General features: G+C 45.3%; 19 protein-coding genes and 1 pseudogene. 17 read left to right on the top strand and 3 right to left on the bottom strand.

Annotated elements, in window-relative coordinates; translation table 11 throughout:
* Positions 1-221: 221 nt before the first annotated feature.
* The gene (locus tag BJR36_RS10425) at positions 222-1,373 is read right to left on the bottom strand and encodes a cell wall hydrolase (RefSeq protein ID WP_169823661.1); all 1,152 of its coding nucleotides are present in this window, start codon (positions 1,371-1,373) and stop codon (positions 222-224) included.
* 296 nt (positions 1,374-1,669) lie between these two features.
* On the opposite strand from BJR36_RS10425, the gene ftsH reads away from it, so the two are divergent.
* The 9 genes from ftsH to BJR36_RS10380 all read left to right on the top strand — a co-directional run bounded on the left by ftsH (position 1,670) and on the right by BJR36_RS10380 (position 11,997).
* Positions 1,670-3,709: an ATP-dependent zinc metalloprotease FtsH gene (gene ftsH / locus BJR36_RS10420; protein WP_091233789.1), complete on the top strand. Its 2,040-nt coding sequence runs from the start codon at positions 1,670-1,672 to the stop codon at positions 3,707-3,709.
* Positions 3,710-3,823: 114 nt separating this feature from the next.
* Positions 3,824-5,680, top strand: coding sequence for an excinuclease ABC subunit UvrC (uvrC, locus tag BJR36_RS10415; RefSeq protein ID WP_091233784.1), 1,857 nt, complete (start codon positions 3,824-3,826; stop codon positions 5,678-5,680).
* Positions 5,681-5,905: 225 nt separating this feature from the next.
* Positions 5,906-6,838, top strand: a complete 933-nt coding sequence (gene hprK, locus BJR36_RS10410; protein ID WP_091233779.1) for an HPr(Ser) kinase/phosphatase — start codon at positions 5,906-5,908, stop codon at positions 6,836-6,838.
* 113 nt (positions 6,839-6,951) lie between these two features.
* Positions 6,952-7,890, top strand: coding sequence for an ROK family glucokinase (locus BJR36_RS10405; protein ID WP_091233776.1), 939 nt, complete (start codon positions 6,952-6,954; stop codon positions 7,888-7,890).
* 13 nt (positions 7,891-7,903) lie between these two features.
* Positions 7,904-8,698: a pyrroline-5-carboxylate reductase gene (gene proC / locus BJR36_RS10400; RefSeq protein WP_207648853.1), complete on the top strand. Its 795-nt coding sequence runs from the start codon at positions 7,904-7,906 to the stop codon at positions 8,696-8,698.
* 226 nt (positions 8,699-8,924) lie between these two features.
* Complete coding sequence (gene murB, locus BJR36_RS10395; protein ID WP_091233770.1) at positions 8,925-9,848, top strand: UDP-N-acetylmuramate dehydrogenase; 924 nt, start codon at positions 8,925-8,927, stop codon at positions 9,846-9,848.
* Positions 9,849-9,890: 42 nt separating this feature from the next.
* Complete coding sequence (gene rapZ / locus BJR36_RS10390; RefSeq protein WP_091233765.1) at positions 9,891-10,766, top strand: RNase adapter RapZ; 876 nt, start codon at positions 9,891-9,893, stop codon at positions 10,764-10,766.
* A 15-nt stretch (positions 10,767-10,781) separates the two neighbouring features.
* On the top strand, positions 10,782-11,750 hold the full coding sequence (whiA, locus tag BJR36_RS10385; protein WP_091233763.1) for a DNA-binding protein WhiA: 969 nt from the start codon (positions 10,782-10,784) through the stop codon (positions 11,748-11,750).
* Positions 11,743-11,997: an HPr family phosphocarrier protein gene (locus BJR36_RS10380; protein ID WP_091233760.1), complete on the top strand. Its 255-nt coding sequence runs from the start codon at positions 11,743-11,745 to the stop codon at positions 11,995-11,997. Before whiA ends, BJR36_RS10380 begins: the two co-directional genes overlap by 8 nt.
* Positions 11,998-12,057: 60 nt before the next feature.
* On the opposite strand, the gene BJR36_RS10375 is transcribed toward BJR36_RS10380, so the two are convergent.
* Entirely contained in the window at positions 12,058-12,690 is a 633-nt protein-coding gene (locus BJR36_RS10375; RefSeq protein WP_091233758.1) for a response regulator transcription factor, read from the bottom strand.
* Positions 12,668-13,765, bottom strand: a complete 1,098-nt coding sequence (locus BJR36_RS10370) for a sensor histidine kinase (protein ID WP_091233756.1) — start codon at positions 13,763-13,765, stop codon at positions 12,668-12,670. The genes BJR36_RS10375 and BJR36_RS10370 overlap by 23 nt, the downstream gene beginning before the upstream one ends.
* A gap of 272 nt (positions 13,766-14,037) precedes the next feature.
* Between BJR36_RS10370 and BJR36_RS10365 the strand changes: the two genes are divergently transcribed.
* The 8 genes and pseudogenes from BJR36_RS10365 to BJR36_RS10330 all read left to right on the top strand — a co-directional run bounded on the left by BJR36_RS10365 (position 14,038) and on the right by BJR36_RS10330 (position 24,508).
* Positions 14,038-15,012, top strand: a complete 975-nt coding sequence (locus BJR36_RS10365) for an ABC transporter ATP-binding protein (protein ID WP_330387886.1) — start codon at positions 14,038-14,040, stop codon at positions 15,010-15,012.
* Positions 15,005-16,174, top strand: a complete 1,170-nt coding sequence (locus BJR36_RS10360) for an ABC transporter permease (protein WP_091233754.1) — start codon at positions 15,005-15,007, stop codon at positions 16,172-16,174. The genes BJR36_RS10365 and BJR36_RS10360 overlap by 8 nt, the downstream gene beginning before the upstream one ends.
* Entirely contained in the window at positions 16,161-17,348 is a 1,188-nt protein-coding gene (locus BJR36_RS10355) for an ABC transporter permease (protein WP_091233752.1), read from the top strand. Before BJR36_RS10360 ends, BJR36_RS10355 begins: the two co-directional genes overlap by 14 nt.
* Positions 17,349-17,447: 99 nt before the next feature.
* Positions 17,448-18,347: pseudogene (locus tag BJR36_RS10350) on the top strand (diacylglycerol/lipid kinase family protein); the annotation flags it as partial.
* Between the two features lie 446 nt (positions 18,348-18,793).
* Complete coding sequence (locus BJR36_RS10345) at positions 18,794-20,410, top strand: response regulator transcription factor (RefSeq protein ID WP_091233746.1); 1,617 nt, start codon at positions 18,794-18,796, stop codon at positions 20,408-20,410.
* Positions 20,411-20,412: 2 nt separating this feature from the next.
* The gene (locus BJR36_RS10340; protein WP_091233745.1) at positions 20,413-22,152 is read left to right on the top strand and encodes a sensor histidine kinase; all 1,740 of its coding nucleotides are present in this window, start codon (positions 20,413-20,415) and stop codon (positions 22,150-22,152) included.
* Position 22,153: 1 nt separating this feature from the next.
* Positions 22,154-23,155, top strand: a complete 1,002-nt coding sequence (locus BJR36_RS10335) for a substrate-binding domain-containing protein (RefSeq protein WP_242875527.1) — start codon at positions 22,154-22,156, stop codon at positions 23,153-23,155.
* A 231-nt stretch (positions 23,156-23,386) separates the two neighbouring features.
* Entirely contained in the window at positions 23,387-24,508 is a 1,122-nt protein-coding gene (locus tag BJR36_RS10330; protein ID WP_091233742.1) for a galactose ABC transporter substrate-binding protein, read from the top strand.
* Positions 24,509-24,516 lie beyond the last annotated feature (8 nt).

Here is a 24,516-nt window from a genome sequence, read left to right as displayed (position 1 = left end):
GTGCATCTTCGTATAAAAAAACTGAAATGTCAAAAGAAGCAAAAAAATTGTATTATAATAATATAGTAACAAAACATTTGTGAGATTTCAATGAAAATATCATTTGTCTGCATCTGCGTACCTGGAGGCAGAATATAAAAGGAAAATAAAAGCTCCGCTGCATCCTCATGTGAAAAGGAGCAGCAGAGCTGATCTGCTGTTTGCAGGAAATAATCTCTGCATTATTCGTAGAAAATATGTCCACCGATTATGATTCCTGTGATTCCGGGAATAACGGTCCGGAAATGCAGGTAATACGGGATAACGACTTCTCCGTTGAAGACATTCTGGGCAGCCTGGTAGCAGGCTGCATTTGCGCCTCTGTTGAGGACGATTTCAAAACGGCCGCTTGTAACGGGTGCAAACTGGTATTTCTGGTAAAGAACACCTATGAGCGTGTCAGGGTAGCGGCTGCTGTTCAGACGGTTCATGACCACATTGCCTACTGCTATTTTGCCTTCATAGCTTTCACCACCGGCTTCACATTCAATGATGGCTGCCATCAGATCGAGATTGCTTGAAGCCATTGCCTTTTCAGAAGGCGCGACAACATAGGAAAAACCGCCGGCACTAGCGGCCTGCTCGGCAGCAGCAGTAAACTGAAGCTTCTCAAGTTCTTTTTCCTGTTCGAGAAGCTTCGCCTCATAAGCGGCAAGTTCTTCCTGGGAACTTTCTATCTGACTTTTAAACTGGGTGATTTCATTTGAAGTCGAGGTCACAAGGGCTGTCACTGATTTTTCCTGGTCAATGATCTGAGCCTGGAGAGTGTTGAGTTCATTCTGTTCTGCTTCCAATGCGGCAGCCTTTTCAACAATCAGATTCTTCGTGTCCTGAAGCTTTACAAGCATTTTTCTGTCATAGTCGGCGAGCTGGGAGACAAAAGAAACCTTGTTCAGGAGGTCGGTTATGCTTTCGGAGGAAATGAGGAGTTCAAGATATTCAGAATCTTCTTTTTCATACAGGAATTTTATCCTTTTTTTCATGGCATCGTACTGGGACTGCTCATCGGCCTCCGCGGCTTCGAGTTCGGTACGGGTAACTGCAATTTCTGCTGATTTGGCCTGGGACTGCTCTTCGAGAACGGAAAGGCTGGCATTCAGTTCTGACAGCTGCGTATTCAGGTTTGACATATAGGATTCCAGGCTGCCTTTAGAGGATTCAAGTTCTGAAAGGCGGGATTCGGTGGTTTTCAGCTGGTTTTCGGTCTGTGCTTTTTTTTCATTCAGGTCGGAAATCTTTTCCGACGTGGTGCTGGCATGTGCTGTTATGGCAAATGCGGCAGCCATCAGAACGAGACCAGACAGTAGCAGTGATCGCTTGGTTTTTACATTCATTTTGTTTTTCACCTTCATATAATATTCAATAGAAATCTGCGGCATATGCATCCGGGGGTTATGCAGAGTCAGCAGGTATTCGTCATGGCAATGGCCATGAACAGTTATCATTGATTTTACTATATTTCCGGCAGGAATACAACAGGCGTTATGCTCTGCGGATGAGCAGTAATTTCACAGAAACATTAAAATATTTAGAAAACCTTTATAAATAGGAACGAAATTTCATAATCTTATTATTGATTTAATCCGACAGGCACCCTATAATAAAGTACATGAGTACGAGGAGGAAATTTATGGACAATAATAGCAGCAATAAAAACAATAACAAGAAGGGCGTAAACAATCCGCAGAACCGTCAGACTATAATGGTGGTACTTATCATGGCACTTTCCGTTCTTATAGCGATGAGCTTTTTGAATAACGTCATGACTTCAGCGACAACCAAAGAAATTTCCTATAATGAATTTATGACAATGGTAGATAAAGGCGAAGTTGAAAGCGTGACGATTACTGATGAACAGATCAATATCATGCCTGTAACTGAAACAGATAGTGCAGTCAAGATGACTTATTTCACAGGAAAAATAGAAGATCCTGAACTTACAGGCAAGCTTCTTGATGCCGGTGTAAAGTTGAACAAGGATATTCCGAATTCACGTTCGGCTATTCTGGAGATTCTGATAGCATACATACTTCCACTTGCAATCGTGTGGATCGTATTGAGCTATTTCATGAGAAGGATGTCCAAAGGATCAGGCGGCATGATGGGTGTTGGAAAGAGTAATGCAAAGGTCTATATCCAGCAGGAAACGGGCATTACGTTCAAAGATGTAGCAGGGCAGGATGAAGCGAAGGAATCCCTTCAGGAAGTAGTAGACTTTCTTCATAATCCTGGAAAATATTCAAAAATAGGTGCAAAGCTGCCAAAAGGCGCACTTCTTGTGGGTCCTCCGGGAACAGGAAAGACGCTCCTCGCCAAGGCAGTAGCAGGCGAAGCGAAGGTTCCTTTCTTCTCGCTTTCAGGTTCTGATTTCGTTGAAATGTTTGTAGGCGTAGGAGCATCCCGTGTAAGGGACCTCTTCAAGCAGGCACAGCAGTCGGCTCCGTGTATCATATTCATTGATGAAATCGATGCAATCGGAAAAAGCAGGGACAGCAGATTCGGAGGAGGAAACGATGAAAGGGAGCAGACTCTGAATCAGCTTCTTTCTGAAATGGACGGATTCGATACTTCAAAAGGTATCCTTATACTGGCGGCGACAAACAGGCCGGAAGTCCTTGACCATGCTCTTTTAAGACCAGGCAGGTTTGACAGAAGGATTATTGTAGACAAGCCGGATTTAAAGGGAAGGATCGAAACCCTGAAGGTACATGCAAAGAACGTTCTTATGGATGATACTGTGGATCTGGAAGCGATCGCTCTTGCGACCTCGGGAGCCGTAGGCTCGGATCTTGCAAATATGATAAATGAAGCAGCCATAAATGCGGTAAAGAACGGAAGGTCGGTAGTTACCCAGGCAGATCTATTCGAATCGGTTGAAGTAGTCATTGCAGGCAAGGAAAAGAAAGACAGGATACTCGGCAAAGAAGAGAAGAAGATCGTTGCCTACCACGAAGTCGGCCATGCTCTTGTTACAGCACTTCAGAAGAATGCAGAGCCTGTACAGAAGATAACGATAGTACCAAGGACGATGGGTTCTCTTGGATATGTAATGCAGGTTCCGGAAGAAGAGAAATACCTGATGTCCAAGGTTGAGCTTAAGGCAAGGCTTGTTACTTTATTCGGCGGAAGGGCAGCTGAAGAGCTGGTATTCGAATCTGTTACGACTGGAGCATCAAATGATATTGAAAAAGCAACCAGGATAGCAAGAACGATGATCACCCAGTATGGAATGTCAGAGAAATTTGGTCTTATGGGTCTTGAATCGGTGGAAAGCAAGTATCTTGACGGCAGATCGGTCCTGAACTGCGGCGATGCAACGGCTGCCGAAATCGACCAGGAAGTGATGCTCCTGCTGAAGGAATCTTATGAGGAAGCCAAGAGGCTCTTAAGTGGAAACCGTGACGTTATGGATAAGATAGCAGAATTCCTGATCGAAAAAGAAACGATAACAGGTAAGGAATTCATGAAAATCTACAACCAGGTGCGTGGAATCGTAACGGAAGACGACGCTGCAGAGACAGCGGAAGCAGCTGTCAAGGCTGGTGCGGATGAAAACGTGGCCGGTCAGGATACTCCTGGCATAGACGGAAACACAGCAGGTGTTTTGAGTGCTGAAGGGACAGGCGCTTTCGGATCCGGAAAAGGCGAAGAGCTTTTCGGTGAACATTAATCAGCCTGGTAAAGATGGAAACGCATAAATAGTAATGGAGGAAGAATATTTTCAGGGCGGAACCCGGAAGGTATTCTTCCTTTTTGTAAAACAGGAGAGGGGCAGCAGACGTTAATGTTTGATATTGATGAAGAATTAAAAAAACTTCCTGCAAAACCAGGCGTATATATCATGCATGATGCAAAGGATGCAATCATCTACGTGGGCAAAGCCATCAGTCTGAAGAACCGGGTACGCCAGTATTTTCAGAGCAGCAGGAACAAGTCGGCAAAAATAGAACAGATGGTCTCCAGGATAAGCCGGTTTGAATATATCATAACGGACTCTGAGCTGGAGGCGCTGGTACTGGAATGCAACCTGATCAAGGAACACCGTCCAAAGTACAATACCATGCTGAAGGACGATAAGACATATCCGTATATTAAGGTAACCGTCAATGAAGACTATCCGAGGGTCCTTTTTTCCAGGAGCATGAAGAAGGATAAGGCCAGGTACTTTGGTCCCTATACAAGTTCAGCGGCAGTGAAGGATACGATTGAAATATTAAGGAAGATTTACAGGATACGAACCTGCAACAGGATTCTTCCAAAGGACATCGGAAAAGACAGGCCCTGCCTGAACTACCACATCAGGCAGTGCAATGCCCCGTGCCAGGGATATATCAGCCGCGAGGGCTACAGAGAGTCCATTGGCGGAGCTCTGGATTTTCTGAACGGCAATTTCGCACCGGTGCTGAAGGAACTTGAGAAGAAAATGCTGGAGGCCTCTGAACAGATGGAATATGAAGCGGCCATGGAATACCGGGATCTGATGAACAGCGTAAAGCAGATAACCCAGAAACAGAAGATTACCAGCAGCGACCAGGAAGACAAGGACATCATTGCCCTTGCCATCGATGGAGAAGACGGGGTCGCACAGATATTCTTTGTAAGAGAGGGAAGGCTTATCGGGCGGGAGCATTTTTTCCTCACGATACCGGCAGGGGATACGAGACAGATGGTCCTGACCAGCTTTATCAAGCAGTTCTATTCCGGCACGCCTTTCATTCCCAGGGAACTCATGCTCCAGGAGGAGGCGGAGGACATCGGGGTGATGGAACAATGGCTTTCCGGCAAACGCGGCCAAAGAGTGTATATCAAGGTGCCCAAAAAAGGAACAAAGGAGAAGCTGGTTGAACTTGCAGCGAAAAATGCCGAACTTGTCCTGAACCAGGACAGGGAGAAGATCAAGAGAGAGGAAGGCAGGACTATAGGCGCAGTGAAAGAGATAGAAGGTCTTCTCGGTCTCGCAGGAATAGGAAGGATAGAGGCTTTCGACATCTCAAATACCAGCGGCTACGAATCGGTAGGCTCCATGATCGTCTATGAAAAGGGAAAACCCAGACGAAGCGACTATAGGAAGTTCAAGATCAAGTGGGTGAAGGGAGCCGACGACTATTCGAGCATGGCAGAAGTCCTGACAAGGCGGTTTTCCCACGGTCTGGGGGAAATGAAGCTGCTTGAGGAGAAAGGGCTTTCCGGAGACATGGGGAGCTTTACAAAATTCCCGGATCTGATCATGATGGACGGAGGAAAGGGCCAGGTGAATGTTGCCCTGAAGGTTCTCGATGAGCTGGGGCTCGATATTCCGGTATGCGGCATGGTCAAGGATGACACTCATAGCACCAGAGGCCTCTATTTCAACAATGAAGAGCTTCATATGGAAAAATCTTCGGAAGGGTTCCGGCTGATCACCAGAATACAGGATGAAGCCCACCGGTTTGCAATCGAGTACCATCGCTCGCTCCGCAGCGGAGTCCAGGTAAAATCGGTCCTGGATGATATTGACGGCATCGGACCAGCAAGAAGAAAAGCACTGATGATGCATTTCCAGTCGATAGAGGCAATCAGGGAGGCATCTGTAGAAGCCCTCAGGGAAATCCCTGCGATGAACGAAGCAGCAGCACAGAAAGTTTACGACTATTTCCATTGAAAATAAAACGTTGTTTTTCACGGAGTGAACAGCAATGATCAGAAGCAGCCCCGGTGTCTTCTGGAGAAACCAGGTTGAAGTCATAAAACATCTATGTTAAAATGAGTTAAACCTATGGGCGGAATAGTATGGATTTAAAGGTCAGTCTTTCGGGTGCTGTTCAGGGCTGTAGTCCTGAATAGCTGCGTCTTTCAAATAAAGTCAATCATATAAAGGAGAATGGATATGCCAAGTGTAGAATTAAGCAAAATAGTGGAAAAAATGAATCTCATCAATCTCACTCCGGACATCGATATGAATAAGAGGAAAGTTACCCACCCTGATATCAATCGGCCTGCGCTTCAGCTGGCAGGATTTTTCGATCATTTTGATGAAGAGCGTGTTCAGATTATAGGATATGTAGAATATACGTATCTGGAGGTTTTGGAATCTGAACGTAAAAGGGAAATGTATAAACGTCTTCTGGAAAGCAAGATTCCATGTATCGTATTCAGCAGGAATCTCCAGCCGGACGAAGAACTTCTGGAACTGGCAAATCATTATGAAGTCCCGATATTCATGACAGCGAAGACAACCTCATCATTCATGGCTGAAATCATCAGGTGGCTGAATGTGCAGCTTGCTCCGCGCATTTCAATCCACGGGGTTCTGGTCGATGTGTATGGTGAAGGTTTGCTTATTATGGGAGAAAGCGGTATCGGTAAGAGCGAGGCGGCTCTTGAACTGATCAAGCGCGGACACCGTCTTGTTACGGATGATGTTGTTGAGATCCGCAAAGTAAGCGATGACACGCTTATCGGTACGGCGCCGGATATCACAAGGCATTTCATCGAACTCAGAGGTATCGGAATCATCGATGTAAAGACCCTGTTCGGCGTTGAAAGCGTTAAGGAGACCCAGTCCATCGATCTTGTAATCAAGCTTGAAGACTGGAACAGGGACAAGGAATATGACCGTCTTGGACTTGAAGAAGAATACACGGAATTTTTGGGCAATAAAATCGTATGCCATTCCATTCCTATCAGGCCGGGCCGAAATCTTGCAATCATTGTTGAATCGGCAGCGGTTAATTACAGACAGAAAAAGATGGGCTACAATGCTGCTCAGGAGCTTTATAACAGGGTTCAGAACAACCTTGCTAAAAAAAGAGGAGAGTAGCGCAACGTGCGTAACGATCCGCGGGTAACAGGGTTCAGAACACCTGTTACCGCAACAGTATATAAAACATGAAAAATAATTACAGAACAGAATGGAAAAGGGGACAGAAACAAATGAACAAGTATTGTTTTGGAATCGATGTAGGCGGAACCACAGTGAAACTCGGACTTTTTAATGAGGCAGGAGACGTGCTCGACAAATGGGAAATCAAGACCATTGTAGACGACAACGGGAAACATATCCTCCCTGACATTGCAAAATCCGTAGAGGCGAAGCTTGCTGAAAAGAAGATAGAGAAGGATCAGGTTGTCGGAATTGGAATGGGAGTTCCAGGGCCGATCAAAGCGGATGGCGTTATCCTGAAGGCAGTTAATCTTGGATGGGGGACTTTCAATGTTGCAGAGGAGCTCGGCAGGCTTACAGGACTCTCTGTAAAGGTTGGAAATGATGCAAATGTTGCAGCACTTGGAGAAATGTGGAAAGGTGGCGGACAGGGGCATGCGAACATCGTAATGGTAACCCTTGGAACAGGTGTAGGCGGTGGAATCATCGTCGACGGCCGCATTCTTACCGGAGCGAACGGTGCAGGTGGTGAAATCGGGCATATGCATATCAATGATGAAGAAACGGAAAAATGCGGATGCGGCGGCGTTGGATGTCTCGAACAGGTTTCTTCTGCCACAGGTATTGTAAGGGTTGCAAAAAAATATCTGGCTGGTACAGACAAGGCTTCCGTATTAAGAGACCAAGCGGTTTCTGCCAAGACAATATTTGACGCTGTAAAGGCAGGGGATGAAGCTGCAGCTGAAATTGCAGACATCTTCGGAAAATACCTTGGAACAGCCCTTGCAAATGTAGCATGTGTTGCGGATCCGGAAGTTTTTGTAATAGGAGGCGGCGTTTCCAATGCTGGTCCGATACTGTTCGACTTCATTAAGAAACATTATCAGAAAGTAGTCTTTGCAGGTTGCAAGGATGCGGAATTTGCTCTTGCAATGCTTGGAAACGATGCAGGAATTTACGGAGCAGCAAAATTGATTTTAGACAAATAGGGAGATGGAATTCATGAAGTTGGGATTTATTGGATGTGGAAATATGGCGTCAGCCATGATTGGAGGCATAATCAGGAATGAGATTTTCAGCGCAGATGAGATCATAGCTTCCGATGCGTTTGCACCATCACTTGAATCTGCAAAGAACAAGCTTGGAATTCATACTACCGGCAGCAATAAAGAAGTAGCTCGGAAATCGGAAGTGATCGTTCTTTCCGTTAAACCCCAGTATTATGAAACAGTCATCAAAGAAATTGCGGATGTCGTAGATGAAAAACGCATCATTGTGACAATTGCACCCGGTAAGACTCTGGAATGGATCGGGAACATGTTCGGCAAAGCAGTGAAGGTAGTAAGGACGATGCCGAACACACCAGCCCTTGTAGGGGAGGGAATCACCGGCGTCTGCCAGAATGTCCTGGTAAACGATGCAGAGCTTGAGTATGTCTGCGGTATATTAAGGGGATTCGGAAAAGCGGAAGTGGTGCCGGAAAGCCTTATGGATGTTGTCACTTCGGTAAGCGGAAGCTCTCCGGCATACGTATTTATGTTTATTGAGGCAATGGCCGATGCTGCGGTTGCAGACGGGATGCCAAGAGACAAGGCGTATAAATTTGCAGCACAGGCAGTATACGGAAGCGCAAAGATGGTCATGGAAACCGGAATGCATCCGGGTGCCCTCAAAGATATGGTCTGCTCACCGGGCGGAACCACGATTGAGGCTGTACGGGTATTGGAGAAAGAAGGCTTCCGCAGCAGTGTGATTGAAGCTATGAAGGCCTGCACAAATAAAGCAAGGGGCCTGTAAAATAAGTGATGCCGTTAACCGGAGAAACCCATCAGGAGCGTTTCTCCGGTTATGCATTTTGTCCACGAAAAGCCGCTTTTCAGGAAAAAGAGACGGCAATTTTAGGATTGAATTAAGAACGTTATTATTGTATGATAGGAAAAGCATGTATAAGCAGCATAAAGATACCATACAGGATGGTAACTCGGAAAAGGTACCATAAATTATATTTAAATGGAGAATCAGCATGAACAAAGACCTATACGGACAGCTGTGCGAAATTGTGGGCAGTGATTGTGTAAAACTTGACGAATCCATGAAGATGCATACAACCTTCAAAGTAGGGGGAAATGCCGATTACTACGTAATGCCCAACAGCGCGGAAGAAATAAGCCGTATTATTGAATTGTGCAGAAAAACCGGGACAGATTACTACGTACTTGGAAGGGGAAGCAATCTTCTGGTAAGTGATGAAGGCTATCGCGGTGTCATCATACAGATATACAGGAACATGAGACAGATTGAATTGGATGGCGTAACGATGAGAGCACAGGCGGGAGCCCTGCTTTCGGAAATTGCAGCAAAGGCAGCAGAGAACAGCCTTACAGGGCTTGAATTTGCAGCAGGAATACCGGGAACCGTCGGCGGAGCGCTGGTCATGAATGCGGGCGCCTATGATGGTGAAATGAAGGATGTGGTCATTTCGGCAAAACTTCTGACCCTGGAAGGCGACATGATCGAACTCTCCGGTGAGGAAATGGAATTTGCATACCGGTCAAGCCTTGTTGAAAAAAAGAACTACATCGTGCTTGAAGCAACGATGAAACTCCGGCATGGGGACAGGCAGCAGATTCTTGACAGAATGAAGGAACTCAGGCAGATGAGGGAAACCAAGCAGCCGATACAGTTCCCGAGCGCAGGCAGCACCTTCAAGAGGCCTGAGGGGCATTTTGCAGGCAAGCTCATTATGGATGCCGGCCTGAGGGGATTCAGCATTGGCGGAGCGCAGGTTTCAGAAAAGCACTGTGGATTTGTCATAAACAAAGGCGGTGCGACGGCAAAAGATGTCATCCAGCTTATCAAATACATTAAAAAAGAAGTGAAATCCCAGACGGGAATAGAGTTAAAGGCAGAAGTAAAGCTGCTTGGGAATTTTCAGGAAGACAAGTAAAGTTTCAGTTTTCAAGGTGCTTGAAAGGATGTGTATCATTAAATGAGATTTGTTATCGTAACAGGAATGTCAGGAGCCGGGAAAAGTACCGCACTCAGAATGCTGGAAGATATGGGATATTTCTGCGTGGACAACCTTCCGGTACAGTTTGTAGGGAAATTTGCAGAGCTGATCAATATGCCAAGCAGCGAAGTGACGAAGGTCGCTTTGGGAATTGACATCAGAAGCGGGCACGCCCTGGAAGAAATGGGGAAAGTCCTTGATGACATGAAGGCGTCCGGATTCAAGTACGAAGTCCTTTATCTGGATGCCAGCGACGAAGTACTTGTAAAGCGATATAAAGAGACCAGAAGGAGCCATCCCCTGGCAAAGCATGGCAGGGTAGACAGCGGAATTGAGGCTGAGAGGGCAAGACTTACCTTCATGAAGAAAAGGGCGGATTACATATTGGATACAAGCCCGCTTCTTACAAGGGAACTCAAGGCAGAACTTGAAAAAATATTCGTGAATAATCAGAAGTACAGGAATCTGTTCGTAACCGTGCTCTCTTTCGGATTCAAGTATGGAATACCAAGCGATTCGGATCTGGTATTTGATGTCAGGTTTCTTCCGAATCCCTATTACATAGATGAACTCAGACCTCAGACAGGAAATGACAAGGCTGTTCAGGATTTCGTCATGGAGACGGAACAAGCCGTTCAATTCCTGGATAAGCTCGAGGATATGGTGGATTTTCTGATTCCCAACTATATAATTGAAGGAAAGAATCAGCTGGTGATCAGCATAGGATGTACAGGTGGGAAACACCGGTCCGTTACCTTAGCTAACAAATTGTATGACAGGCTTAAAAAATGTCAGGATTACGGACTTAAAGTGGAGCACAGGGACATCGAAAAGGATTCCTTAAGAAAAAGATAAGCATGAGGTGAGCATATGTCCTTTTCCGGTGATGTAAAAGATGAATTATCAAGACAGATAAGCAAAGGAAGACACTGCCAGATAGCAGAGATAGCTGCAATCATCAGCCTTTGCGGAAGAATACAGATATCGGAAGAAGAACGATATTGTATTAAAATCCATACAGAAAATGTGGCGGTGGCGAGAAAGTACTTTACATTAATTAAAAAAACATTTAATATTAATACTGAAATTTCTATCCGAAGAAACGCATATCTGAAGAAGAGCAGGTCCTATACAATCACTGTAAGGAAACATGAGGATGCAATCAGGATACTGCAGGCAGTAAAGCTGATTGATGAGAACCGGGATGTAGGAGAAAACCTTTCGCTTGTCAGTAATATGATCATACAGAATGCGTGCTGCCGCAGGGCATTTATAAGAGGGGCATTTCTTGCAACAGGTTCCATAAGCGATCCGGAAAAATTTTATCATTTTGAGATCGTATGCATGACAAGAGCCAAGGCGGAACAGCTCCAGGGAATCATAAATAGTTTTCAAATCGACTCCAAAATCGTACAGCGGAAAAAATACTTTATCGTCTACATAAAAGAAGGGGCACAGATCGTTGAGATTCTGAATGTGATGGAGGCCCATATCTCGCTCATGAAGCTGGAAAATGTAAGAATTCTTAAGGAAATGAGGAATTCGGTCAACAGAAAAGTAAACTGCGAAACGGCAAACATCAATAAGACCGTCTCAGCAGCAGTCAAGCAGATTGAGGATATCAGATACATCAGGGATACGATTGGTTTGTCCGGATTGTCGGAAGGTTTAGAGGAAATTGCAGAAATCAGGTTAGAGCATCCGGAAGCAACATTAAAAGAATTAGGAGCACTGTTGACTCCCCAGGTTGGAAAATCAGGGGTAAATCATAGATTGAGGAAATTAAGTAATTTAGCAGATAAGCTAAGGGATAACACAAGGAGGATAAGCAATGATTAAGAAACCTATTAAAATTCAGATTCCAACAGGATTAGAAGCAAGACCGGTGGCATTATTGGTACAGGTAGCAAGCCAGTATGAAAGCGATATTCACGTTGAAAGTGGAGATAAAAGAGTGAATGCAAAAAGCATCATGGGAATGATGACACTTGGACTGGCAGCAGGAGAAGAAGTTACAGTAATAGCTGCAGGTTCAGATGAAGAGGAAGCAATCTCAAACATTGAAAAATATTTAAGCAGCAAATAATCACATACATGAATTGCAGACGCCTGCGCATCTTAGGATGCGAAGGCGTTTTTTTTCATCTTATAGAAAAGTCTGCCTGTTCCTGTAATAGAAAATAGCCAGCTGGGTCCGGTCCCGCAGCTGCAGTTTTTCGAGCATGACGCTTATGTAGTTTCTGACAGTACCTTCGCTCAGAAAGCTTCTTGCGGCAATTTCCCGGTTGCTGAGCCCTTCGGCTATAAGGATTATGATTTCCATTTCCTTTTCTGTCAGGCCATATGCGGAAAGGTCCACATCAGCCGGTTTTCCCATAAGAGTTGGTATTTTCGATATGATTTCATTTCCAAAAACGCTCTGTCCCATTGAAACAGCCTTTATGGAAGGCAGTATGCATTCGAAATTCTGTTTCAGAAGATAGCCTTTTGCACCGATCTGGAGAGCCTGGATGATATACTCGTTGTCTGCAAAGGTTGTAAGATAAAGAATTCTGGCAGAAGGATCTGATTTCAGTATCTCTCTCCCGGCATCTATTCCTGTCATTTCGCCCATTCTGATATCCATCAGCAGAATGTCGGGATGGTGGATTTCATACAGGCTTAGAGCGTCGGTACCGTTATATCCCATTGCCGGAACTTCGATTTCAGGGTCGCTTTCCAGAATGGTCCTGAGTGCCTGGCAGACCAGCCTGTCGTCATCTATAATTATGATCTTCAATGTTCGGATTCTCCTTTGGAAGTGATATGAATATTTTAAAGCCGTTCTGGGTATTGATATTAACGCAGCCATCCAGGGCATCTATGCGTTTTGTGATGTTGTTGAGGCCCATGCCCTGTCCTGAATATACGGAGCCATTTATGGGGCGGCCATTGTCTGCGATGACCAGCTGATAAAAACCGGGGTGCTCCATAAGGGATATTCTCACCTCGGTAGCATCCGAGTGTTTCATGACATTGTTCAGTGCTTCTTTGACAATGAAGAGTACCGCATACCGGGCCTTCCCGTAAAGGTCGAGGCTGACATCATATTCAAGTACCGCCTTGCAGAAGATGAATTCTCCGTCCAGCCCCCTGAGGCTTGTGTACAAATCGATGGATTCGTCATGGATGTTGTGGATACTGTTCCGGATGCTGTTCATTCCTGTGGATAAGGTGTCCTTTATCTGGCAGAGACTCTCCTTCATTTCAGGGTCTTTCGTTGTAATGATCAGCGCACCGATCTGGAGTATTGAACTGGACAGGAGATGGCCGACATTGTCATGAATTTCTCCTGCTATCCTGTTTCTTTCGTTCAGTGCGGCCAGGTTTGCTTCGTAGTCCTGCTTTTCCAGAAGCTCCTTGTTTTTGTGCTCAAGGGAATTGGAGAATTCCTTGGCCTCGTCGCGGAGCCGGATGTAGTCCTTCAGGAGAAGCGAGAGCCTTATAGCCCTGTTTTTCAGAAGGAAGGATACAGCGGTAAGAAGGGCGGCAGGCAGAATGGATTTTCCAATACCGGCTATGCAGCCTCCCGCAAACGGAATGATGAGAAGAAAAGCGGCAGGCTGAAACCTCTCCATGAAGATGTCGTAGCACACAAGCGGTGCAAAATACAGGAAGGAGGGGAAGAACAGGCACAGCACAAAATAGGCAAGAAAAAATGCCAGATTCGTTCTGCTGCTGTTGAAAAATCCAGCAAGCGAGGTTATGGTCAAAGCGGTTATCAGGGGGAAAATCAGGGCAATGCCTTCTGAATTGCCCGCCGCGAACACGCTGCAGAATAAGAGCAGAATCATTTTGTCAAGAAGTCCTGTCATCGGTTGTTACCTCTTTCGTATGGTTTGGAGAAAATACTGGAACTGCAATGCGTTTTCGTTATTATATCGTAACTGTTCAGAAGCCCTGTCCCGCTTAGTCCTGAATAGTCACATTATACCATATAATAATATGCGGTATGAACAACAGAAAAAAAGATGACATTTGTCATAGTAATCAGGACGAATATCACTTCCGGTAAACGTTAGAATGGACTACAATGAAAGCATGAAAGTAAGGAGCAGGTTATCGGAAATCAAATTGCAGATAGGCAATGAAGCTGATTGAAGGCAGGAAAGAGGAGGACATTATGGTAATAAAGGTGGAAAATCTTGTTAAGAGATACGGGGAACTGATCGCGCTTGACCATTTCAATATGGAACTCAGGGAGGGTGAAATATTAGGATTGCTCGGCCCGAACGGCTCGGGAAAAACGACAGCCATAAACTGCATACTGTCCCTTTTGAAATATGACAAGGGAGAAATTCAGGTATTTGACAAAAAGATGAGCCCCGTCGCATATGACATCAAGCAGGACATTGGAATCGTGATGCAGAATGTTGCCGTATTCAATGAACTTACCGTGTATGAGAATATCGATTATTTCTGCTCGCTGTACGTGCCGGATAAAAAGAAGAGGCAGGAGATGGTGGAAGAGGCCATAGCGTTTGCCGGGCTTGGGGAATTCAGAAAATTCTATCCGCACAAGCTGAGCGGAGGCCTTCTGAGGAGGCTAAACATCGCATGCGGCATTGCCCATAAGCCAAAACTGGTAATCCTTGACGAGCCTACGGTTGCCGTGGATCCCCAGAGCAGGAACAACATCCTCGAAGGAATCGTAAAGCTCAATAAGCAGGGAGCGACCATACTGTATACGTCCCATTACATGGAGGAGGTAGACCAGATCTGCACAAGGATCGCAATCATGGACAGGGGAAAGGTGATTTCTTCGGGCACAAATGAGGAACTGAAATCCATGATCGGGCTGGGCGAGAAGATTACAGTTGATGTACCTGGCATAAGCAGGGAGGCTGTTGAAGGAATCAGGGCGCTTCCGAATATCAGCAAAGTGGAACTGTCGGGGAACACCCTCGTTGTCAAGTCGAAAAAAGGAAGGAACAACCTGGGGGCAGTGCTGCATTACCTGGAAGACCACAATATTGCATTTGGAAAGCTCTACTCAGAGCTGCCGACCCTGAATGATGTATTTCTTGAGATAACGGGAAAGGAGCTAAGGGACAATGTTTAAAACCATATTCTTTTACAGAAGCAAGGCTCTGCTGAGGTCCAAAGAGACGATGTTCTGGAGCCTCCTGTTCCCTATGTTGCTTGGAACCCTGTTCTACTTCACGTTTACGAACATATTGGAGGGGGAAGGGTTTGAGACCGTTCCTGTAGGGCTGGTCGATACGGGACAATATGAAAATGAAGAGGCCTTTTTAGGGGCCCTGGAAAGCGTCTCCGGGATGGATGATGAAAGGACGGATGAAGGCAGCGGAGATATCCTGTTTAACGTGACGAAGGCGGAAAACGAGGAGGAAGCTGAAAAACTGCTGTCGGAGGGAAAGATAAGCGGATACATCCTGCTCGGAGAGGACATAGGGCTCGTGGTCAATAAGAGCGGCTATGGTGCGACAATCATAAAATCCTTTCTGGATTATTTCAAACAGAAGATGTCGACGGTGGAAAACCTGATGGAAGCCACAGCTGGCAAAATCACGCCGGATCAGCTTGAAGAGGCGCTGCAGACAAGGGAATACGTGAAGGAAATCAAGGTATCCGAAGAATCGCCCAATATAGTGGTGAACTATTTTTATACGCTTCTGGCCATGTCCTGCATGTTTGCTTCCATGGCAGGAGTAGCCGAAATAACAGGGATACAGGCAAACCAGTCTCCGCTGGCGGCAAGGCTCAATATCGTACCGGCACCGAAGCTGAAGGTTTTCCTGGGATCTGCAGCTGCCCTGGCTGTCATACAGACGGCAATCATTGCGCTGGTATTTCTGTTTCTCGCACTGGTACTCAGGGTTGATTTTGGAAAGGACTATCTTCTGACCATGTTGACAAACATTGCCGGCGTCATAACGGGCATTTCATTTGGAACTGCAGTGGGAGCAGTGCTCAGGGCCGGCGAAAATCTGAAGACGGGCATATGTTCGGCACTGGTGATGCTTGGCTGCTATCTGGCCGGCATGATGGATGTCCAGATGAAATACAGGGTGCAGGCGAATATGCCTGTGATAGCCAAAATAAATCCTGTGAACAGGCTGACGGATGCCTATTATTCTCTATACTATTATGACACCAACGGGAGGTACTGGCAGAATATGGCAGCATTGGGAATCATGACTCTGATATTTCTGACTGTAACTTTTCTGGTAATAAGGAGGCAGCAGTATGAAAGTATTTAGTGCATATTTCAAGGTGCTCAGAAAGAATATAGTCGGAATCGCCATATATATGCTGGTATTCCTGGTAGTTGTGATATTCAGCACATTGGGAAATCAGTCAGATGAAACGACCGGATTTGAGGAAACGAAGACAGCTCTGACAATCATAAATGAGGACGGTGACCATGCCATGACCGCAGGGCTGATTGCATACCTGCAGGAACATTCCGTTTCGGCAGAGGTCAAAAACGACAGGGAAATGATTCAGGATGCGCTTTTTTTTAGGGTAACGGAATATGTGCTGAGAATTCCGGAAGGATTCAGTGAGAATTTCGGAAGGGATGGGGAACTGTCTCTTGAAAAGACAGCAATCGGACAGTCTTTCGGCAGCGTTTATGTGGACTCCATGGTCAACAGATACCTGAATACGTGGCGTGTTTACCAGGAACTTGCAGGAGACATGGCTCCGGATAAAATCCAGGAATATGTAAAAGAGGACATAGAAAAAGAGGCTGCAGTGAGTCTTGGCAGCGGGGACACATCAGAGAATCATGGCTACAGCATGTCCTACTATTTTAACATGGCTGCATATTCGACCCTTAGTGTGATCATCATAGGGGTCTGCATCGTCATGGGTTCCTTTTACCAGAAGGACCTTAAGCGCAGAATACAGTGCAGCCCTATTCGGACAACAAAAATGAATGTTATTCTGGCCGGGGCGAACCTGATCTTCGCGTTTGCTGTTTTTGCCTTGAATATTCTTGTCGGATTTGTGATATTCGGCAGGAAGATATTTTCGACGGCGGGAATTTTCATGTGCCTGAATCTGTTCATTTTTACCATTGCAACGCTGAGCATCAGCATGCTTGTGGTACTGGTCGTCAAATCAAAAGCTGCGCAGAATGCAGCAGCGAATACGATTTCCCTGGGAATGTGCTTCCTGGGAGGCGCATTTGTCCCTCAGTTTCTGCTGGGAGATTCCATAAAGCTGCTGGCCTCATTTACGCCTGCTTACTGGTACATTAAGGCCAATAATGAAATCGATCTGCTGGAGACATACACTCTTGATACGATGCAGGGAATTCTGACTTGTTACGCAGTCGAGGCGGGATTTGCAGTTGCAATATTTTCGCTTGCGCTCTTTATTTCAAAACAGAGGGCAATGGCAGGTTACTCCTCACAGGGTAAACAGTAGCAGTGGCCGCACAGCAGTAGCAGAAAGCCCATACTTGCTTATTGCCAGATTGGAGAAATAAGGTTAAAATATAGTATCAGGATTTAATTTTGGAGGGAGATGGTGTCTGTGAGCAAAAAAATGCTTTTCATTTATAACCCAAAAGCCGGCAAAGGCCAGATTAAGAACAAGCTTGCGGAGATTTTAGATATATTCACAAAGGGAGGATATGAAATAACCATATATCCGACCCAGGCGCATCTGGATGCGCTGAATGTAGTGAAAGAGAAGTCGGCATCCTATGACTTGCTGGTATGCAGCGGAGGAGATGGAACCCTTGATGAGGTGGTCAGCGGGATGATGATGTGCCAGAAGAAGATTCCGATCGGATACCTGCCGACAGGCAGCACGAATGATTTTGCAAACAGCCTGAAGATATCAAAGAATATAATCAAGGCTGCGCAGACCGTGGTGGACGGACAGCCTTTCCCCTGCGATATCGGAATGTTCAACGGCAATTCCTTTGTTTATATAGCAGCTTTCGGTATATTTACGGATGTTTCCTATCAGACGAAGCAGGAGATGAAGAATGTGCTGGGTCATCTTGCCTATGTTCTGGAAGGCATGAAGAGACTTGCGACTGTAAAATCCTACTGGATGCATGTGGAACATGACGGAGTCATTATTGAAGATGAGTTTATCTATGGCATGATAACGAATTCGATTTCAGTGGGAGGATTCAAGAACCTGACGGATCCCAACGTGCTGCTCAATGATGGACTTTTCGAGGTCACTCTGATCAAAAGACCGAAGACTGCGTTTGAACTGCAGGAAATAATTGCGGCCCTTCTCCTTGAAGAGGTGAATACCGAATATATGCTTTCGTTTAAAACCAGCAAACTGAAGATTCTGTCATCTGACTGGATCTCCTGGACCCTGGATGGGGAATTCGGAGGGGAACATAACAATCTGATAATCGAGAATAACCATGAGGCTATCAGCTTTATCATTCCGTCTAAAAAGAGAAGAAAGGTCAAAAGAATAGCGGCGGCTGCCTATACGGTAATTGGAGGCAATGCGTTCAGCGGTGAAGAGATTTTTGAGGAAGATGAGGAATACATCAGCGGCGAAGAAATGGAAGAGGGAGCCGCAGATTCAGATGCTGAGAATTACGGGGAAGATATGGACGGCGGATTTGATGCTTCCGACCTGTATGATCAGGGTGAATCAGACGGATATGTGGATGCAGATAAAACCAGGGAGACCGATGAGGACACTTATGAAGGTGAGGATGCATTCAATGAAAATGCAGCCAGATCATATGAGGGACGCAGTGCTGAATAGTCACATGAAACTAAGTAAATAAGGGGAACCTGAAGATTCCCGTCAGAGGCTGTCCAGGTATTTTGCATTGATAATCCTGAACAGCTTCTTTTTTTTTTGATATAGTGGCGAAGGAGAGGTTTATGTACACAGTTGTTATTGCAGATGATGAAGTGGAATTACGTACGGCTATTGTAAAAAAGATAGATTGGAAAGCCATCGGTTTTGAAATTGTCGGCGAAGCGGAAAATGGGATTGAGGCACTGGAGCTTGTCGAAAAGCTGGAGCCGGACCTTCTGCTGACGGATATAAAAATGCCCTTTGTATCGGGCATTGAACTTGCGAGACAGGCGCGTGAAATCAGGCCGGCGATGAATATTGCCTTTCTGAGCGGCTATGATGATTTCAAGTATGCACAGCAGGCAATACAGTATAATATCATCAGCTATCTTTTAAAGCCTATTTCGGCGGAGGAGCTGACAAAAGAGCTGACCGTCATCAGGGAGAAAATGGATGCAAAAGTCAGACAGCTGAAAGAGCAGGAAGAGCCTGCAGACCAGAATGGAAAACAGCACCCGGGAACGGCACCGTTCCTGATGTCTTTGCTGCTTGACAATGTTGAAATCAGCCCGGATGAGAATGAAGCCGATATAGAAGGCGCCCTTGAAAACCAGGCAATCCTTTACAGGCTGAAAAAATCCGAGAACGATCATTTTCATTACATGGTTCTGGTAACGCAGTTTTTTGATTCGGAAAAGGAAAACTGCACCAGACCGGAGTATGTCAATTTCATCAATACAATCCTTTCTAAATATGTGTGCTTTGGAAGCTTCTATTCAAAAGGAAAAATCGTATCCCTTGTATCTGCAAATGAGAGGGAGCTTGGGAAGTATGTCCTGATTTTCACAAAGGAAATCATACAGAATGCCCAGAGGGTCCTGAACAGCGGCTGCATAATCGGTATCAGCTGTGAGATGGAGAAGCTGCTGCAGTGCAATCCAGCCTACTATGAGGCGGTTTCTGCCTGCATATATTCCCAGGGGGAAACAAATGAAGCGTATTTCATATCAGATATAGAAAAGGTGAATGCACACGAGCATCAGTATATCAGCAGCACGACATCCGAACTGGAGCGTCTCCTGAAGACGGGAGACAGGGAGGCACTGGAGAGATTTCTGCTTCAGGTATTTGAAGAGTCCGGCAACAGAAAATCAGCAAAAGCAAACATTAATTTCCTGCTGATTCAGATGATGTCAACGGTATACGATGCAGTGTGTTCGGTGGCAGATGAGGAAGCTACAATATCAATTCTGAAAAGCTTTCCGTTTCCGGAAAATCTGTTTGTGAATTATTCCTATGAAAAAATGCGTGAAGAAATCATGAGCTTCTGTCAGCGCGCAAGAGAGGTGATTGCGAGCCAGAGGAAACTGAATTCTGAGATAATCTGCGACCAGGCAATTCAGATCATCAATGAGGAATACCATGATGAGAGTCTGACCCTGGTTTCCATAAGCGAGAGGCTTCATATCAGTTCGACCTATCTGAGTGCGCTTATGAAGAAAGTCAGGGGAGAGACCTTCAGTAATCTTCTTACTGAACGGCGGATGATCGAGGCAAAGACCTACCTGATGTGCACGGCCATGAAAATCATGGAAATCTCAAATAAATGCGGTTACAGCGACCAGCATTATTTCAGCTATTGCTTCAAGAAATATTATGGCATGTCTCCGAATAAAATGAGGGAAATGGAAAGGAAATGATGATGGGCAAAATCAAAAGAAAACAGAAGGAATCCATATCCCTGTCTCTGCTGCTGATTGTCCTGATCAGCCTCCAGGCGGTCATACTGCTGGGAATCTGCACGGTTTTTTTTGTGTCTATCTACAGCGATTCTCTTTATGAGGCGGTTACCATGAACTCGGAGCAGGCGGTTTCCCAGGCGGCGACCACCATTGAAAATTATTCGGACGGGATAAAGGAGAATCTGCAGCTGGTCAGCAACAAAGTGGAAGAATGCCAGAACTGGGAGGAGACAAGGGATTTCTTTGAAATGATGACCTCCATGAGAAGCGAGGTTGTGGCAATCATGCTGTATGACAGAGAGGGAAATATTCTCAGCTACGGTTCGAAAGGGGAAGTGTTGAAGGAGAACATCAGAAGCAATCTTTCGTTTGACGGAGGGCTGTTTGCTCAAAACGATTATTGTGTAATTGCGCCCCATGTACAGAATCTTTTCGTAAACCGCTATCCGTGGGTCGTTACGGTTGCGCAGAAGGTGAAGACAGACCTTTATGAAGGTGAAGTCTATCTTGCCATGGACATCAAATTCTCATCCATCGCTGCGTACGTAGACAATGTGGGCATAGGGCAGCAGGGCTACTGCTATGTAATAGACAGCAATGGCGATATCATATACCATCCCCAGCAGCAGCTGATCTATGCGGGCCTGAAGGAGGAGGATCTTGGCATGGTAGGCAGCCTGGAAGACGGCGTGCACAAAAGCGGCGGCATCATCTATTCCATACAGACCCTCAATGATGGTAACTGGAGAGTGATCGGAGTCAGCTATACAAGCGAACTGATACAGTCGAAGATAAATGATGTATACAGGCTGATCGGCATGAATGCCGTCATATGCCTGATTGCGGCAGCACTCATCATGATGCTGATTGCGCGCATGGTCTCGAAGCCGGTGAAGGATCTTGTGGGTGCAATGAAGGAATTCGAGCAGGATGCGGAAAATTACCGTTACAAGTCTGTAGATGGGATTTATGAAATCCACACCCTTTCCAGTTCCTTTGAGCATATGGTCATCATCATCCAGGAGCTTATGGAGAAGGTCAAACAGGAGGAGATAACCTTAAGGAAGACCGAGCTGAAAGCCCTTCAGGCTCAGATAAATCCCCATTTTCTCTACAATACACTGGATTCGATACAGTGGATGTGCGAACAGGGGGAAATGGACAAGGCTGTCAAAATGGTCAGCGCCCTTGCAAAGCTTTTCCGAATCAGCATCAGCAAAGGACGCGAACTGATTTCAATAGAGGATGAGCTCAATCATGCCAGGAACTATCTGATTATCCAGAGCTTCCGTTATAAGGACCAGTTCACCTACCGGTTTGAAGTGGATGAAAGCATACTCCAGTACCGCTGCAATAAAATCACTCTCCAGCCGATCATCGAAAACGCAATCTATCACGGAATAGACAGGATGGTCGATGAGGGAGAAATCGTCATAAGTGCAGGACAGGATGAGGAAGACATCATATTCAGGGTGTCAGACAATGGGGTAGGAATTCCGGAAGAAAAAGTGGAAAATATCCTGAAGCATGATATAGACGGGAAGAGTGGAATTGGAATCAAGAACGTAAATGACAGGATTAAAATTTATTTCGGAGATAAGTACGGGCTCCATGTGGACAGTGAACAGGACGAAGGAACGACGATCACGATCAGATTGCCGAAGATTACTGAAAATGAGGGAAAGGACAAGGTGTGGTAGCTTGAATGAAACTATGCGCGTGAAGAAGATGCAGAATAAAAAAATAAGTATCGTATTAAGTGTCATCCTGCTGCTTTCCGCAGTCCTTAGCGGATGCGAGCAGGTTACCCAGGTCCAGCAGAAACCTTATATTGCAGTAGTGGCAAAAGCGACGGAATCCAGATTCTGGAAATCAGTAGCCTCCGGTGTGAGCACAGCAGCAACGGAATATGGCGTGAAAGTGACATTTGAAGGTGCCAGAAATGAAGAAGACTATGCAACCCAGAACGATCTGATCATGAAAGCTGTGGAGAATCGTGCACAGGCTATCGTTTTTTCGGCAATCGATGCAAACAAATCGTTAGAAGCAATACAGGAAGCGAGGAAGGCCGGCATCCATGTCGTGATTATCGACAGCGGAATCAATACGGAAGATATTGATCTGGAAATCAGCACGGATAACTATGCTGCCGGAGAGATGGCTGCTGATGCAGTGCTGGCGAATAAGGCGCAGGAGCTTAAAATCGGCATCGTGAACTTTGATATCAATTCTGCCAACGGACGCCAGCGGGAAGAAGGATTCAAAAATAAGGTGCTGCAGGATAAAAGGGCGGAGATCGTCGACATCATCAATGTGGAATCCAATATAAGCTCCGGCAACAAAGGTACGAAAAGAATGATAGAGGAGCATCCTGAAATCAATGTGATCGCCACCTTCAATGAATGGACTTCCCTGGGTGTGGGATATGCTGTTGAAGAAAAGGAGATGCTTGAGGACATACAGGTTGTAGGATTTGACAGCAATGTCATTCTGGCGGATATGCTGGAACGGGGAAGCGTAGATGCCCTGATTCTGCAGAATCCCTTCTCTATTGGATATCTCGGGATTGAAAATGCATATAAGCTTATAAAAAACAACAAGCAGTCGGAAACGGTAATATTTACCGATACGACACTGATCACCAGAGAAAATATGTTTGATGAAAACAACCAGAAAATACTTTTCCCTATTGAAAACGAATAAGTTGTAACTATTACCTACGGATTGTTCCGCACCTTTTGACCCCTGGTATCATATGAATCACAAAATATCATACCTTTTTCATAAAAAATCCAATTTCTATTTTAAAACAAGAATGTTATTATTCTTGTGTCAGCAGGGATTGCGGCATAGTGCCGAAATCAGAATGGCTGAAAACAAAAAAAGAAAAGGGGGAAGTGTGGTATAGACTTTATACCATACGAAAAAAGCATTATGAAAAAATTCAGAAAAGTATTATCAGTTTTACTCGTTTCAGCAATGGCTATGTCATTAGTGGCATGTGGCAGTTCATCAGATTCTGATACATCAGACAAAACAGAATCTACAAGCGACGCAAACATCGGTGTATTCTACTACAGCTACAGCGATACTTATATTTCAAGCGTACGTACTGCATTAGATTCAGCATTAGAAGGTGCTGGAATCGAATTCCAGGATTATGACGGAAACTCAAACCAGACAACTCAGAATGAACAGATCGATACTGCAATCAGCCAGGGCGTTACTGCTCTTATTGTAAACATCGTTACTTCAGGATCTGCAGATGCTTCACAGGCAATTATCGACAAAGCAGAAACAGCAGGAATCCCGGTTATCTTCTTTAATCGTGCAGTTGCTCCAGACGGAGAAGATGGAGATGTACTTGGAAGCTATGACAAATGCGCATTCGTAGGAACAGATGCTCCTGAAGCAGGACATATGCAGGGCCAGCTGATCGGCGACTATCTTGTTAAAAATTTCGATACCGTAGACTTGAACAAAGACGGATCAATCAGCTATGCAATGTTCAAAGGCCAGGAAGGCAATGTTGAAGCAATCTACCGTACTCAGTACGCTGTAGAAGACGCTAACAAAGTCCTTACAGAAGCAGGAAAACCAGCACTTGTTTACTTTGACAGCTCAAATACAGACGGCTACCAGGTTGACCAGGATGGTAACTGGAGTGCAACAGCAGCAAACAACTACATGGTAACAAATCTTGCTCAGTACAATGAATCAAACGGAAACATGATTGAATTAGCAATCTGCAACAACGATGGTATGGCAGAAGGCGTTGTTTCAGCACTTAACGATGCTGGATACAATACAGGATCAGGAAAAATGATTCCAGTATTTGGTGTAGATGCGACTGACGCAGCTAAGAGCTTGATCAAAGCCGGCAAAATGGTTGGTACGATCAAACAGGATGCTGAAGGTATGGCAGCATGTATCGCAGCTTTAGCTAAGAATACAGTTGATAACAAAGACATCATGGACGGAACAGACAGCTACACTATTTCACCAGATATCAGCAATAAAATTTACATCCCATATGCAACATATACTGGAGAATGATTTAGATA

Origin of the sequence: Anaerobium acetethylicum, assembly GCF_900096945.1 — a bacterium.
Classification (GTDB): Bacteria; Bacillota; Clostridia; order Lachnospirales; family Lachnospiraceae; genus Anaerobium; species Anaerobium acetethylicum.
The sequence above is the reverse complement of the archived record's forward strand: the minus strand, read 5'-3'. Positions and strand labels throughout refer to the sequence as shown.